The sequence below is a fragment of the Paenibacillus sp. EB106-04-04-XG159 genome (genome assembly GCF_058791835.1).
Map to the genome: position 1 here is coordinate 78,657 of NZ_JBYTDY010000011.1, position 15,399 is coordinate 94,055.

Annotated in this window: 17 protein-coding genes; all 17 read right to left on the bottom strand. The window is 47.8% G+C overall.

Going from position 1 to position 15,399, the window contains the following annotated elements:
• Positions 1-12: 12 nt before the first annotated feature.
• Positions 13-684: a menaquinol-cytochrome c reductase cytochrome b subunit gene (qcrB, locus tag AC3WTP_RS14740; RefSeq protein ID WP_492395384.1), complete on the bottom strand. Its 672-nt coding sequence runs from the start codon at positions 682-684 to the stop codon at positions 13-15.
• A 16-nt stretch (positions 685-700) separates the two neighbouring features.
• Positions 701-1,240: a QcrA and Rieske domain-containing protein gene (locus AC3WTP_RS14745; RefSeq protein WP_492395385.1), complete on the bottom strand. Its 540-nt coding sequence runs from the start codon at positions 1,238-1,240 to the stop codon at positions 701-703.
• A 180-nt stretch (positions 1,241-1,420) separates the two neighbouring features.
• Positions 1,421-1,858: a DUF2487 family protein gene (locus AC3WTP_RS14750; protein WP_492395386.1), complete on the bottom strand. Its 438-nt coding sequence runs from the start codon at positions 1,856-1,858 to the stop codon at positions 1,421-1,423.
• A gap of 88 nt (positions 1,859-1,946) precedes the next feature.
• The gene (locus AC3WTP_RS14755) at positions 1,947-2,126 is read right to left on the bottom strand and encodes an IDEAL domain-containing protein (RefSeq protein WP_492395387.1); all 180 of its coding nucleotides are present in this window, start codon (positions 2,124-2,126) and stop codon (positions 1,947-1,949) included.
• A 25-nt stretch (positions 2,127-2,151) separates the two neighbouring features.
• Positions 2,152-2,658 carry a gamma carbonic anhydrase family protein gene (locus AC3WTP_RS14760; RefSeq protein WP_492395388.1) on the bottom strand — a complete coding sequence of 169 codons (507 nt, stop codon included), beginning with the start codon at positions 2,656-2,658 and terminating at the stop codon, positions 2,152-2,154.
• An 88-nt stretch (positions 2,659-2,746) separates the two neighbouring features.
• The gene (locus AC3WTP_RS14765; protein WP_492395389.1) at positions 2,747-3,877 is read right to left on the bottom strand and encodes a hypothetical protein; all 1,131 of its coding nucleotides are present in this window, start codon (positions 3,875-3,877) and stop codon (positions 2,747-2,749) included.
• A 173-nt stretch (positions 3,878-4,050) separates the two neighbouring features.
• On the bottom strand, positions 4,051-4,674 hold the full coding sequence (locus AC3WTP_RS14770; protein ID WP_492395390.1) for a histidine phosphatase family protein: 624 nt from the start codon (positions 4,672-4,674) through the stop codon (positions 4,051-4,053).
• Between the two features lie 43 nt (positions 4,675-4,717).
• Positions 4,718-5,329, bottom strand: coding sequence for a zf-HC2 domain-containing protein (locus AC3WTP_RS14775; RefSeq protein WP_492395391.1), 612 nt, complete (start codon positions 5,327-5,329; stop codon positions 4,718-4,720).
• A gap of 7 nt (positions 5,330-5,336) precedes the next feature.
• A complete protein-coding gene (locus AC3WTP_RS14780) occupies positions 5,337-5,912 on the bottom strand; it encodes an RNA polymerase sigma factor (RefSeq protein WP_492395392.1) in 576 nt (191 codons plus the stop codon).
• Between the two features lie 637 nt (positions 5,913-6,549).
• A complete protein-coding gene (locus AC3WTP_RS14785; protein WP_492395393.1) occupies positions 6,550-7,641 on the bottom strand; it encodes a prephenate dehydrogenase in 1,092 nt (363 codons plus the stop codon).
• On the bottom strand, positions 7,638-8,735 hold the full coding sequence (hisC, locus tag AC3WTP_RS14790; protein ID WP_492395394.1) for a histidinol-phosphate transaminase: 1,098 nt from the start codon (positions 8,733-8,735) through the stop codon (positions 7,638-7,640). The genes AC3WTP_RS14785 and hisC overlap by 4 nt, the downstream gene beginning before the upstream one ends.
• Before the next feature lie 49 nt (positions 8,736-8,784).
• On the bottom strand, positions 8,785-9,606 hold the full coding sequence (gene trpA, locus AC3WTP_RS14795) for a tryptophan synthase subunit alpha (RefSeq protein WP_492395395.1): 822 nt from the start codon (positions 9,604-9,606) through the stop codon (positions 8,785-8,787).
• A 2-nt stretch (positions 9,607-9,608) separates the two neighbouring features.
• Positions 9,609-10,823: a tryptophan synthase subunit beta gene (trpB, locus tag AC3WTP_RS14800; protein WP_492395396.1), complete on the bottom strand. Its 1,215-nt coding sequence runs from the start codon at positions 10,821-10,823 to the stop codon at positions 9,609-9,611.
• On the bottom strand, positions 10,823-11,506 hold the full coding sequence (locus tag AC3WTP_RS14805) for a phosphoribosylanthranilate isomerase (RefSeq protein ID WP_492395397.1): 684 nt from the start codon (positions 11,504-11,506) through the stop codon (positions 10,823-10,825). Before AC3WTP_RS14805 ends, trpB begins: the two co-directional genes overlap by 1 nt.
• A 69-nt stretch (positions 11,507-11,575) precedes the next feature.
• A complete protein-coding gene (gene trpC, locus AC3WTP_RS14810; RefSeq protein ID WP_492395398.1) occupies positions 11,576-12,379 on the bottom strand; it encodes an indole-3-glycerol phosphate synthase TrpC in 804 nt (267 codons plus the stop codon).
• Entirely contained in the window at positions 12,369-13,409 is a 1,041-nt protein-coding gene (gene trpD, locus AC3WTP_RS14815; RefSeq protein ID WP_492395399.1) for an anthranilate phosphoribosyltransferase, read from the bottom strand. Before trpD ends, trpC begins: the two co-directional genes overlap by 11 nt.
• Complete coding sequence (gene trpE / locus AC3WTP_RS14820; protein ID WP_492395498.1) at positions 13,406-15,040, bottom strand: anthranilate synthase component I; 1,635 nt, start codon at positions 15,038-15,040, stop codon at positions 13,406-13,408. The genes trpD and trpE overlap by 4 nt, the downstream gene beginning before the upstream one ends.
• Positions 15,041-15,399: the final 359 nt, after the last annotated feature.

Below are 15,399 nucleotides of genomic sequence, written 5' to 3' on the forward strand. Positions count from 1 at the left end.
TCTCCTCCTCTCTTATAGCGGTCCTGAGATGCCTTGCCGGCGAATCATAAAGAAGTGAGCACCTAGCAAGGTTAATAGGCCTGCCGGCAGGAAAAATACATGGATTGCAAAGAATCGTGTCAAGGTTTGTGTACCTACGATAGTACCGCCCTGCATCAACTCTTTAATATACGGTCCGATATACGGGACTGTATCCGCAATTTCCATCGTAACTTTTGTGGCGTAATAGGACTTGTTATCCCAAGGCAACAGGTAACCTGTCAAGCCAAGACCCAGCATGAGGAAGAATAACAGCATGCCGACGATCCAGTTCATCTCACGGGGAGCCTTATAGGAACCTGTGAAAAATACACGAAGCGTATGTAAGAACATCATTACGATTACGAGTGAAGCTCCCCAGTGGTGCATGCCGCGAACGATTTGCCCGAAGGCTACCTTCGTCTGCAGATATTCAACACTATAGTATGCGTTCACGATATCTGGCACATAATACATAGTAAGGAACATACCAGATAAGATCTGGATTACAGTAATAAAGAACGTCAATCCGCCGAAGCAATACACGAATGCGGAAAAATGATGCGCGGGGTTGACGTGCTCCGGCACTTCATGGTCGGCAACGTCTCGCCACATCGGCGTAATATCAAGACGTTCATCGATCCAGTTGTACACACCTTTAGCCATCAGTCATTGCGCCTCCTTATTTCACGCGTGTATTCGGCTTCTTATCGCCTAGATAGACGAAGCCATTGTCAATCTTAACCGTGTACTCATCCAACGGTGCGCGAGCGACGGCCAGCTGCTTGCCATCTTTAGTGTAGTGCGCGCCGTGGCACGGACAAAAATACTGATCCTTATATGCAGCATTGTTGTTCCAACCGACCACGCAGCCTAAGTGCTTGCATATTGGAGACAGTGCCAGGACACCTGCATCGTCCTTCATGATCCATGCGATCAGCGTAACAGTACTCTCATACCATCCGTCCACTTGCAACACATCAAATTTGAACTCTTGCGGTGTATCTGTCAGCTTGCTGACTTCCACTACTTTAATGAAGTTTCCCTCGGTCTTTTTCACCAAGAGCGGATCTACCGCAAAACGGATCATTGGCAACGCCGCTCCGCCTACCATGAAAGCGCTTGCCCCACCTAACGTGTAGGAAAGGAATTGTCGACGTGACATTTCCTTGCGCGCCAGCGGATTGTGAGGTGTTTGCTCATTCTCATGCGATATGCTCATCGTTTCTACCCCCTTTACCCAACCGTTCTCACAGCTTTCAATGACGATTATCACATTCTTACTAGGACATTCCTATAATATCCCAGCACTATGCCATCGTCAATATTTTACCAATTTATTTGGTACTTTCAACCAATATATTGAACTAAATGTTGAGAAATTGTCACATTTATTTCATATTTACCCTGTTGCCCACATATCTTGAATGCATTTATTCACATATGAAGCCGAGCTACCGTTGTCTTTTTGACTGTTATCATTAGGAGTGAGCACAAGATCTGCCGCAGAAAGAATATGGTCGGGGATTGTCAAATGTGACGACATGATGACGACATATCGGAAGTTAGACTGTTTCAATTGCTGGATAAAGGCATTCAACACCTTCCACTGTTCATCTGTTGTACTTGATTGTTGGGCATAGTGATACGCAGGATATGTGACGATTCGTCCGTGAAATGGCCCTTCCACCAAATCGAGCCAATCTCTTAGATCCTCCAGCTTAAGCGCTGCCTCAACCGGGGATTCGGTCCCGTTTAAGCCTGTGACAGGCAGAAGACATGTATCTAGATAAGGTTTCCACTCTTCCCATTGTTCCAAAGTTAACTCACTGAATTTCATGATGTTCCTCCCAATACAGATTTACCTTATTATTCCTCTTTATTATACCTATAACTGCAAAAAAAAGAAGAACCGTTATACGCATTCTTCATTGTATGGATTTCAATTCTGTTGTCAGCATCTGAAACGCAGCTTCATCACCAGCGACCAGCGCTTGATCAATAGCTTCGTATATTTGGCGGGTGCGGTATTTTTTTATTGCGTCATCCCAAACCATCTCTGCTGTCAAGCTCAGCATCGCTTCATATGTTACTTTCATTTTATCCATAGGACGCACCTCCAAACCAGAACGATTAAGAGATCCTATATTCCTTTCCTTTCACCACATAGCTTTCGGTTGTTCGCTTCATCCGCTCTATGTCATCATCTGTCAGCTCGCGAACGACACGAGCGGGTGAACCTAGAGAGAGGGTATAGGCTGGTATTTTTTTATTTTCGGTAACGACCGAACCGGCCCCTATTAAAGCATATTCACCGATGTCCGCCCCGTTCAGTACAATCGCCCCCATGCCAATCAATGTACCTTTGCCTATCTGGCAGCCGTGAATGATTGCGCCGTGACCGACCGATACTCGATCTTGAACGATTAGCGGTTGATCTGTGTTTACGTGGCCTATCGATCCGTCTTGTATATTGACACATTGACCAATTCGAATTGGAGCCAGGTCTCCGCGCAATACCGCGTTGAACCAAATGGTAGACTCCGAACCGATCTCTACATCACCAATTATCTTAGCACCATCCGCAATATATACAGATTGATGCGCTCTTGGAATGATCCCCTGATATGGTATGAACATATCCCGCTGCCTCCTCCAACTTGTCATTGCTTGGGTTAACACCCAATCTCATATGTAAAAAGTTGGGCTCATAGTAACAACGGAGCAATTATTTGTCAACCTTCAGATTGATCTTATCTTCGTGTGGCACGTATACGCCTTGAATAAGCGTTTGCCCCCGTCTTGTGATCTGAACGACTGCCCCATAATCCGGGTGTTCTCCATAACGAAGCAATCCTAGATGTACCATCATCCTCACGATGCGCTGCCTAATAATGTTAGCTGGACTATCGTAATAGAATGGTTTTACGTATGGTAGCAGCACGGATTCCAATGAATCAAGCGTTGTCCACTTCCCTGTGCACTTATAGATCCAGTTCACGATCGAAAGCAGATTAGGAATCGCGTTCTTGTACAGCTTAAGCCAGAATCTGTATATGGGCTGTACCGGCTCGTAACTTGAACCGTTCTGCAGTCTTTCAAGTCCTGCTTGCGATAATGCTAGCTTAGCTTCTTGCTCCTCGATCCATCCTTGATAGAATGAATAGTCATACAAGAGGGACATGCGGTTTGGATAATTATGAAACCTGCGTCCATACCCGAAGCGCCACTCCCCTTTCTGTATAACAGACTCGGAGATCGATAGCGCTTCTAAGAGCTGTTGCTGAGCCTTCTTATACATGACGCCTTCCGAATTCAGTAGAACAGACTCGGTATGTATAAACTCCAACAGCTTCACAATATCCTCACCTAGATGTCCATCTTCATCTCGATAGGCTTCTGGCTCTTGAACATATTGCAGCTCATGTTCAAACCTGCGGTGCAATACATCCTTAAAGCGCAGCTTCATGTCTTCGGGGACCTGGAATAAATACTTCGTATTCGGACTGCACCCGTTAAACAACCATCCACTTTGCTTGAATTTCACGATAATATCTCGAGGCGGAGGCAAGCTCTCCTTCTGCTGTTCCATATCGAAACGCGTCTGCTGGACGTGAGCGACAAGATCCTCTAAGCTGAACGAACTGCGCTGATCAAATAGTATGGAGTTCAAAAAACGCAGTTCTTCAAGCGACATATCCGAGACGTAGCGCTCGAATACATCCTTTCTGCCCAGCTCTGACAAGATGGATTGAATCAGCTCATGCTTGGAGTGCTTGTTGCACTCACAGTCATATCGCTTCGCAATTAGTGTCAGCTGAGCAATGTCCGCATAACTGAGCATATCCGCTAAATTCACGCATTTCCTCCTCCCGATCTCATTTTGCATCATGCCGATTCTTCGCTATCCATTATCCATTATTGGAAAAACTCCAACATTTATTCAGTTCATCCAAATAATCTCGCAACAAAAAAAGCTTTCAAAACCACTGTCATAGTGATTCTGAAAGCTTATGCTTACCTATGAGATATTCAAATGTTGCGTTGAATCGCAAATGCATCTGATGGCTGCATATGTTTCGTACAATTGAACAGGATAGGGTTCCAGCTTGAACCGTCTCTCTCAAGTACGGAATAGGACAAGTTCGAGATATGGCCTTGTACCCGGCCTCCTAATAATGCGGCAAACAATTGAGCAAGCCAGCTCCCATGCGTGACAAGCAATAAACTCTTGTTGCCTTCACGCCGTGCGATGGCTTCCAGCGTATGCAGCGCTCGCGATTGAAGAACCGTATCACTTTCCTGTCCGAGGTCCATCTTCCGCCAATCTGAACCCCATCTCTGCTCCCGCTCTTCCGGTGTCGTGCCTTCAACGAGACCATATGCACGCTCTCGAAGCCCGATATTCGGTTTAAGCAGAGGGATATGCAGCGTATCCGTAATAATGCGAGCAGTCTCTTCCGCACGCTGCATACCGCTTGAAATGACGCCAGTGAATCGGAAGCTGTTCTCATCCTCATATAAGCGATTCGCTAATAACTTGGCTTGCATTCTGCCTGTATTGTTCAAGGGTATGTCCGTCTGGCCTTGAATCTTGCCAAGTGCGTTCCAGTCCGTCAACCCATGTCTAACTAATCCAATGTATTGCTTCCCCATGCGCTCCACCTTCGGCTCCTAATGAATTCCTATCATTATGAAACTATTCCTTTGCCCGTGTCAACCAGTTCAGCAGCAGCAAGGCAAGTGAAATACCGAATAACGAAAGCGCAATCCAGTATTGCGGCACTGTCGGCACCACATGCAGCAGGACAGGGTCGTTGGCGCCAAAGTCAGGCAGTTCCATTTCAATTGAACTTATTTCAGATTCAACACTCCCTACGACAATTGTCGGCACGATGCCAGTCGCAGGCTTGGCCATAGGCTGCTCCGCAGTCACGGCGAGAGCTAATAAACCAGATAAAAACACAGCAAGACAGAATGAAACGATGCCGGCAAATATGTTCCGCATTCTTGGACTCATCCGGTTGCCGCGTCTATGAGCAGGAGTAAACCACGGAATGTCATTATAGATCCGTTCCATGACATCCTCTGGCCTGAACTGATGAGCTGGAATTTCGTTATCCCAGCCGATGGCTCTCAGGCTCCAGTCGGTCATATCCTCATCCCACTGTTCACTTACATTCCAGACATTGTACTGTTCGGCACAACTCTGGCATTCCTGTAAATGTCGTTCAATCTCCAGTCGCTGCGGATCGTCAGCAGGCATATCGGCGTATACCGATATCCAATCGAGCGCTTCCGCACATTCCATAAGCTGTTCATCCCTTCAACCCAGGCTCCGAAACATAGCCTTCCAGCTGCACCTTGATGCTTGCACGAGCACGAAACAACAATGATTTGACAGAACTGACTGTTTGTCCCAGCTTATGCGCAATTTCTTGGTACTCTAATTGTTCATATTCTCGAAGAATAATGGCTGATCGCTGCTTCTCAGGCAGTCGATTGATCGCTTCTCGAACGAGATGCACTTTCTCGTTACGAAGAATAGCATTCTCTGGTACGATCTCTTTTGGCGCCTCAGGGACAATACTGTTGTCCTCATCCAAAGACAGTTGAATGCTCCGTTGCTTGCGAAGCTCACTTAGAACAGTATTGCGTGCAATCGTATATAACCATGTTGAGAATGAAGCTTCCGCTTCCCGAAATGTATGTAAGCTTCGAAACGCCTTATAAAATGTTTCTGCACATAAATCTTCAGCTAACAGCTCTTGTTGTGAGCTCCTGAGCATGTGATAAATAAAAGCCAATACCTTGCGTTGATAACGATTCATCAATTCCGCGTATAAATCTACGTCACCGTCTTTAATATCACGGATGATTTCCGAATCAGTCATGGATTGCGACCTCCTAGCTTTCCACTACGCTCCCGATGTACTGACTTACTTGTATATACCTATAAGGGAACTATTAGTTGCGGTTAATAAAAACAGTCTTCCAAAAAATATTATATGAATTTAGCATGATATGTTATGTTTTGTCATTATTTCAGATGCGCTATTATTCTACCATAGAAAAGATTAGGAATCCTTAATTTTTTTTAATATTTAATGCCAAATAAAAGAAACTCTAAAAATAATTACCCAAAAGCTAGTTTATTTAACAGTAGATCAAAAGATGACTATTGAGTTGGATGTCCAACACAAATGAATTCTGTTGTCAAAATATACATATGCATAATTCACTGGAATTGTTCCTTCGTATAAAGCTGATTTAGTGATGAGTCACACAAACGATCCAATACATCCATTTTCATTGCGAGCTCAAAAAAGACAAAAAAAAACGCCACTATTCATAGTGGCGAGTGCTTAAATTCGTAAGCACATATAATTGGATAGGAGTGGAGAGAAACCATACTGTACTTTTATTATATTGTATACGTTTTCAAACTGTCAATATATTCTTGAATATTAATTTCATCATTTTTCTAATTTCTCCCACACATTAGACAAAGCTCACTTTATTTACCATTTATTAGACATATACCCTAAATTCGAGTGAAGAAAGTAAGCCTTTAGCCGCATCCCAATCCTTCTGATCACGGAATGATAACCTCAGCACGCCTGGCACATCTTCACGACTCTCAATAATTTGAATGTTGCTCAGGTTGACATTATGATTGCCAAGCGCTGTTGTGATTCTACCGATGATTCCTGGTTCGTCAGGAACGTCAACATATAATTCGTATAGAGAATGGATGACGCCTTTGCGCCGCTCCGGCATTCTACTGCGAAACTCACCAGAGTGGGTAAAGGAATCCCGAATAAACTGCGCATTCTGATTCTCCAGAACATCTATCCACTGCTGAACCGATGTTTTCCAGTCCTTCAGCAGATCGAGCATGACTCCGCGATTATTGATCAGAATATCGCTCCATATCGTTGGATCACTAGACGCGATTCGTGTGATATCACGAAATCCGCCTGCCGCCAGCAAAACATACATATCATTGTCTTCATTGTAATAGCGGACCTGATTCACTAATGCCGTTGCCACAATATGCGGCAAATGACTGATCGCCCCGACGACACGGTCATGCTCTACTGGATTCATGCGAATAAGATGAGCGCGTGTATGTTGGAGCAGATTCGTCAAGCGTTGGTAAGCCTCTTCGTCAGTACCAGGTTCGGGTGTTAGGACATAATAAGCATTTTCAAAGAGCAGTACAGACGCCGCTTCTACTCCTGAACGCTCAGAGCCAGCCATAGGATGTCCACCAATAAAGTGCACCCCTTGCCAGTCGAGCTCTTGAGCGCACTTCGAGACAGACGCTTTTGTGCTGCCTACATCCGTAACAACACAACCCCGTTTCAGCGGTAAAGCACTTAGACGAAGGAGCATCTCATTAAGCATACCTACTGGAGAACAAACGAATATAAAGTCAGCATCATGTACGGCTTCAGCCAGCGAAGTCGTAGCGGAATCAACCACACCGAGTTCGACATATTTTGCCGTCGAGGCAGAGTTAGGTGAATATCCGGTTACATGAATATCAGGCTTACCGCGAAAGCAAAGGGCGAGGGAGCCGCCGATCAACCCCACGCCCAGAATAGCTACATTTATCATGATGTCACCTTTACCTCTTGAACAATCTGCTTCAGCGCAGCTATCAGACCTTCATTCTGTTCTGGACGCCCAACTGTAATCCGTATGTGATTCGGGTACAGACGATGTCCTGCGCGTGTAATGAAGCCTTTATGCAGCAAGAGTTCAAACATATTAGCGGATGGCATGCCGCAATCCACCATGATAAAGTTGCCGTGTGCCGGGAAGCTTGTAAAGCCTAAACGTTCGAGCTCTGCTTGCAGATAACGGATACCTTCCGCATTATTAGCTTTGCAGCTTTCGATAAATCCCGTATCTTGTAGTGATGCCAATGCTGCAGCCTGAGCGAAGCGTGTCGTGTTAAACGGTTCACGAACCTGATTGATCGTACGGATCAAGTCTGGGTGACCGATACCGTAGCCGATACGAAGCGCAGCGAGACCATGAATCTTCGAAAATGTTCGCAGTGTAATCAGGTTCGGGTATTGCGCTAGCAATGAGAATGCATCCGGGAAAGCTTCGTCCGTTACATATTCACAGTATGCTTCATCCAATACAACAATCACATTCGCAGGTACACGTTCCATAAAGGCCGCTACCTCATCGTGCCGGATAATCGTGCCTGTCGGGTTGTTCGGATTGCAGATCCAAACGATCTTAGTTCGATCGGTTACAGCCTTCAGCATAGCATCAAGATCATGTGTGCCCTCCTTGAGAGGCACCTCAACAATGACCGCACCTTCGATCTCCGCATTATGCTTGTATTGCGGAAATGTCTGATCCGCCATAATCGTCTCATCGCCTTGTACGAGATAAGCGCGGCACAACATCAATATAATCTCATCAGAACCTGCGCCGAATATAACCTGATCGGCATTAACATTAAAATGTTCCGCCACTGCGCGGGTCAGGCTAACCGCTGCACCGTCAGGATAAATGTTCGTGTTGTTCATTTCCGCAAGTATAGCTTGCTTAGCCTTATCAGAGGATCCATATGGATTCTCGTTTGAAGCGAGTTTAACGACGGAATCTAATCCGTATTCCCGCTTAATATCCTCCGCAGACTTGCCCGGTTGATAGACTGGTAAATGTACGACAGTGCTTTTCGGTTGCATCCTAAACCCCACCCTTTCCACAATTGGATCTATTTATATGATCAAATTTTTATGATTTCAATTGTCGCACAAAATTACAAATTTGCAAGACCCCATCTTCCACAGTTTGCGGATTGCTTAGCAGCGGCAGTGCTGCCTCAACTTGCTTCACGATCGCACTGCCTACGATAACTCCGTCGCAATGATCTGAGAATTGCTCGACATGTGCACGAGTCGAGATACCGAAGCCTACAGCAATCGGCAGATCAGTGGATGCACGGACTTCGTCAAGGAAAGAATTCACTTCATCGCCAAAGGAGTCGCGAGTACCCGTTACGCCGAGCGAAGACACACAATATACAAATCCTCTGCCTGTGCTGACAATGCGGCGAATCCGCTCCTTCGAAGTGGGAGCTACCAAAGGGATAAGGTGAACCCCGAAGCTGTCAGCAACCTCCAGAACAGAAGCATTCTCTTCTACCGGCAGGTCCGGAATGATGATTCCGCTGACATCAGCAGCCTGCAGCTCTGAGAACAGCCGATCAATACCATATTGCAGCACCGGATTGTAATAAGTGAACAGCACATAGGGTATCTTAGCACCTTCAGCGCGAGCGCGACGCGCCGCCTCCAAGCCGTGTCTGATCGTCGTACCCCCTTGCAGTGCGCGCGCAGACGCGCGCTCGATGATCGGACCATCCGCCAATGGGTCGGAATATGGAATACCGAGCTCGATCGCATTGGCGCCGGCCTTCTCCATGCCGAGAAGCAGCTGGACGGTTACATCCAACGTCGGATCACCTACCGTTATGAATGGGATCAAGGCGGTTTCGCCTGAAGTTCTTAATTGTTCGAACGCTGCATCTAATCTATTTGATAAGACAGTACTCATGATTACTTCCCTCCTAATGCTTGGATGATCGTACTTACGTCCTTGTCTCCGCGTCCTGACAAGTTGACCACCATAATCGTATCAGAGCTCAACTGTGGCGCTAGCTTCACTGCTTGAGCAAGTGCGTGTGAAGATTCCAGCGCAGGGAGTATTCCTTCCGTACGACACAGCAGCTGCAACGCATCCATTGCTTCATCATCTGTAATCGGCACATATTCCGCACGCTCAGATTGTTTGAGATGAGCATGCTCTGGACCTACTCCCGGATAGTCAAGGCCCGCCGATATGGAATGAGCTTCCTGAACTTGACCGTATTCATCCTGCAGCAGGTAGCTTAACGAGCCTTGAAATACACCTGGGCGCCCAAGTGTCATCGTTGCAGCATGCTCATCTGTATCCACACCTCTGCCTGCCGCCTCAACACCGATAAGGCGAACGGACGAATCTTCGATAAACGGATAGAACATCCCCATCGCATTGCTGCCGCCGCCAACTGCCGCGATACACATATCTGGCAAGCGGCCTTCCGCTTCAAGCATCTGACGTTTCGTCTCGTCTCCGATAATTCTCTGGAAATCCCTAACGATCATTGGATATGGATGAGGACCAACCACCGACCCTAGAATATAAAACGTATCCTGCACATGGCTGACCCAGTAGCGCAGGGTTTCATTGCCTGCATCCTTCAATGTACGGGAACCTGACATTACTGGCACAACCTCCGCCCCCAACAAGCGCATACGGAATACGTTCAACTCCTGGCGTTTCATATCCTCTTCGCCCATGAACACTTTGCACTCCATGCCGAATAATGCAGCGACGGTTGCCGTCGCGACGCCGTGCTGGCCGGCGCCTGTTTCCGCGATTACTTTACGTTTGCCCATCCGTTTCGCCAATAGAGCTTGACCGATTGTATTATTAATTTTATGAGCGCCAGTATGGTTAAGGTCTTCCCTCTTCAAGTAGATCTTTGTGCCGCCCAGCTCTTGAGACAGCCGTTCCGCGTGGTACAGCGCTGTTGGGCGGCCTGAATACGTATGGAGCAAATGAATCAGCTCACGCTGAAATTCAGGATCTGCAATATTTTTACTATATGCTTCCTCCAACTCGAAGAGCGCATTCATTAATGTTTCAGGAACATAGCGACCGCCAAATGCGCCATATCTCCCTCGTTCATCCGGATATGTGTAGGTTGGTGTATGTGTTTGTTGTTCCATTAGGCCTTCACCCTTTCGATAAATGATCGGATCTTAGTGAGATCCTTAACTCCGTTCGTTTCTACACCGCTTGATATATCTACTCCTTGTAGATTGTAACTAGCCTTTAGCTTCGTAATGTTATCAGCGTGAAGCCCGCCCGCCACATAGAGTGGAATCGAGTTGCTTATGGTATAAGCGAGATATGCAGGGATCACATCCCATTGAAATGTATGACCTGAGCCTCCGCCCTGTACAGGATCATGCGTATCGAGAAGGAGCACATCGACACCATCTATAATGGAAGATAGTCGTTCGAATTGATGCTGAATGAGCTGGTCCCTCACCTCATGCGCATCAGCTGTACAGGCTGGGATCGGCATTGTTAGCCATATCTTTATTGACCATCGGTCTTTAATCCACTGGACAATCGACAGATCTTCATGAGCATGAAACTGGACGGCATCAAGCGGTACGCTTGTTAATACCCGTTCCAATTCACTGCGCTCGGTTCGGGCATACACTCCAACCATCTCAGGCGCGTTGCTGATGCCGCTTCGGATCGCATCTATGATGGACGCGGCTTGCGGCGGTGTCACCTGTCTGCGGCTAGGCGCAAATACGAACCCGATATGATCAGGCTTCAACCTTGCGACTTGCACCCCCGTAGCAGTGTCCTGAATGCCGCAAATCTTAACGTTCAACACGATTCTCCCCTTTTATATATAAATAACATCTTGCGATTATAAAGCTCGATTACATTCTCGATCATATTATTGAGTAATCGGCTCCAGCCTGCTCATAAGCTCATGAACGGCATCACCGATCCGATCTTGTTTCATAAAATGTTCGCCCACGAGCACTGCATGCACACCCTGCTGATGCAAGTTCACGAGATGTTCAGGCTGATGGATGCCGCTCTCACTTACCAGCACCGCTCCTTTCGGTACAGCCGATAGAAGCCGTGCAGTCTGCTCGATATCCGTTTCAAACGTATGGAGGTTCCGATTGTTGATACCGATTAGCTCTATACCATCAAGTCGTTTGACCCGCTCGAGCTCTGTCAGATCATGAACCTCGACTAACGACTCTAAGCCTAGCTGCTTGGCGAATGCGAACAGCTCAGCAAGTTCTACGTCATCTAGAACCGCAGCAATTAACAGCACTGCATCTGCGCCAATTAAGCGCGCCTCAGCCAGCTGCTCCTTGCTGATGATAAACTCTTTTCGCAGTAGCGGAAGATCTACCGCCGCTCGAACCTTGCTGAATATATCGATGCTGCCTTGAAAGTACTGTACGTCAGTTAACACGGACAGTGCATCCGCCCCTGAGGCAGCATATTCCTTCGCGATCTGTTCAGGGTGGAACTGTTCGCGAATCAGACCTTTGGAAGGCGAAGCCTTCTTGACTTCAGCGATCAAGCCTACAGCCCGATGCCGTCCGCTCGTCAGCGCTTGCTTCAATGAACGACAGGGCGGAAGCTGCGCAATCTGCCGCAGCGCTTCATCCAGGTTCATCTCCTGCTGAAGCGCCTGTACTTCTTCTCGCTTCGTAGCGATAATCCGATCAAGAAACATGGCTTAATCCTCCTGTAGTTTCAATCCATTCGTCCAGCTTGTAGCCGGCACGGCCGCTGTCGATTGCTTCAGCCGCTATGCTTACTCCTTCTGCGATTGAATCCGCTTGTCCGGATACGTAGATGCACGCGCCAGCATTCGCCAGCACGATATCACGATGCCCACCCCGCTCGCCTCTTAGAATGCGGCGGATCAGGTTGGCATTCGTAACCGCATCTCCACCCAGCACCTCTGTCAACGGCTGCGTCGTCAGACCTAGCTGCTCCGGCGTGATGTCATACGTTACAATCTCGCCATGGCGAAGCTCACTAACACGGGTCGGAGCAGATAGGCTGATCTCATCCAGCCCGTCTTCGCTGGCCACGACCATAGCCCGCTTAAGGCCTAGCTCGCGAAGCACCGCCGCGACCGTCTCGGTGCGATTGCGATCGTAGATGCCGAGCAGCTGTCGGTCGGCGCCCGCGGGATTGGTGAGCGGCCCGAGCATATTGAATACGGTGCGCACCCCTAATTCCTTCCGCGGGCCAGCCGCGTGCTTCATGGCTGGATGATAGATCTGAGCGAACATGAAGCATATGCCGGTGCGCTCCAAGCAATCCGCTGCCTGCTCGCCGCTTAATTGAATGTTGACGCCAAGCTCTTCCAGTACGTCCGCGCTGCCTGCCTTGCCAGAAGCAGAACGGTTGCCGTGCTTCGCAACCCGTACGCCGGAGGAGGCTGCTATGATGGCGGATGCGGTCGAGATGTTGAACTTGTGGATTCCTGATCCCCCTGTGCCGCACGTATCCAGCAGTCGATCACGAGAGGTGATCAAGTGGTTCGATAGATTGCGCATCGCATCGGCGAATCCCGCTATCTCATCGACAGATTCGACCTTAAGCCGCAGCCCAGCCAACAGCGCGCCAATCTGTGCGGAGGTTGCTCTGCCGCCCATAATATCCTCCATGACAAGTCTTGCCTGATCACGAGTCAAGTCTCTCCCAGCGAGCACTATATTCAACGCTTCTCTAATTCTCAGATCCTCGCTCATTGAACCTTCACCTCTCTTACCGGACTGCCATCTTGTACTTGAAGATCATAGTCCATATTCGCGTGAACAAGCTTACCCGCACCTGCAGTGCGCATAGAAGAGGATCTCTTCGATTGGGCGCCATACTCTTTACCAAAGACTCGCTCTGCCATCACGATAGATATAAGCAATGCCTTAGCTTTGTTCACGGTTTCCTCGTACTCCTTCTCAGGTACTGAATCCCATACGATACCCGCTCCAGATTGTACGTAGGCTTTACCGTGCTTGAATATAATCGTTCGAATCGTGATGCAAGTATCCAGATTGCCGTTGAAGCCAAGATAGCCGATCGCACCTGCATATGCGCCTCTTGCTTCCCGTTCGAGCTCAGCGATGATTTCCATCGCGCGAATCTTCGGAGCTCCAGATACGGTTCCGGCAGGCAAACATGAGAGGAAAGCGTCAAAGAAATCTTTATCTTCACGAAGCTTCCCAGATACGTTCGATACGATGTGCATGACATGCGAGTATCGCTCGACATTCATATAGGAATCACATTGTACAGATCCGAATTCAGATACACGACCGATATCGTTGCGGCCTAGATCAACCAGCATAATATGCTCTGCCCGCTCCTTCTCATCCGCAAGAAGCTCTGCTTCTAACGCGAGATCCTGTTCAGGCGTCGCTCCTCTTGCTCTCGTTCCCGCAATCGGTCTCGTCTCTACACGATCGCCTTTGACACGTACGAGCGCTTCTGGAGATGAGCCAACCAGCGTTTCATCATCCATTTTCAGCATGTACATGTATGGCGATGGGTTGGTAATTCGCAGCATCCGGTAAACATCGATAGGCTCCGCTTCCGTCACTCGCTCGAAGCGCTGCGAGAGTACGACTTGAAAGATATCGCCCGACCGGATATATTCCTTCGCTTGTTCAACCTTGTTCATATAGGAAGCCCTTGTCTCATTGCTGATCACAGCTCCAATATCGTCAACCCGTTCTGCCAATGCTTCAACAGAGATGGGCTTTAGCGCGTGAGGCAGCGGGGCTGTTATCTTCTGCTCCAAGCGAGCGAGCTTCTGGCCAGCTTCATGGTACAGCTCGCGAAGTTCACTGCTGCCAGCGCCTTCTGGAACATGCAGATTGACTATGGCTTGAATCTGCTGCTTCATATGATCAAACACAACTAGCTGATCACAGAACATGAATTGGATGTCATTCATGTTCAAGTCGTCCTTTGCGTGGCGCGGCAGCTTCTCATACTGCTGCATCAGATCGTAGCCGAAGAAGCCGATTGCGCCTCCGGTTAGAGGTGGAAGGCCTGGTATGACAGGACTCTTATAGCGCTTAAGCAGCGCCTGTAGTCCTTCCAACGGCTTCGCATCCAGATGCCGCTGCCTTCCGCCTTCAGTGATGACGTTCACTCCATTTTTCCCACGAAGCAGGAGAAATGGATCTGTGCCGATAAAGGAGTATCGGGCCCATTGCACTCCGCCTTCAACACTTTCTAACAAAAAGGCATATCGTTCATCTTGCAGCCGCTGATATAACCGAATCGGTGTTTCCATATCAGCGAGAATGGTACGCGAGATTGGAATAACATTGTAGTCACGGGAAAGCTCTAATATTTGTTCATAGCGGGGGATCATCGCCTTCACTCCTTTTCTCCCTATCGAGGGGAATGATACAGAGTGCAACTAAAAAAGACCTCTACGCAAAGTAGAGGTCTTATCGTTAACGATGAAATGATAGGAAAGCTGGGGATGCGAAGATACAAGCATACCATACAAGTATGCAAGCCACATCCATATAGAAGAAAGCAACCGCACGGTTCATCCCGTGTAGCGCTAATCATATTATACTCAGCTCTGCTCTGCTAAACTCATCTCATCTAAACTAAACTCTGCTCAACTCTGCTACAGCCAATATACAATAACTGCAAACTATAGTCAACGCAAGTTTGCCGCTATGCTCTGACTTTCTATAACTAATTGTATCAGGAGCTTAC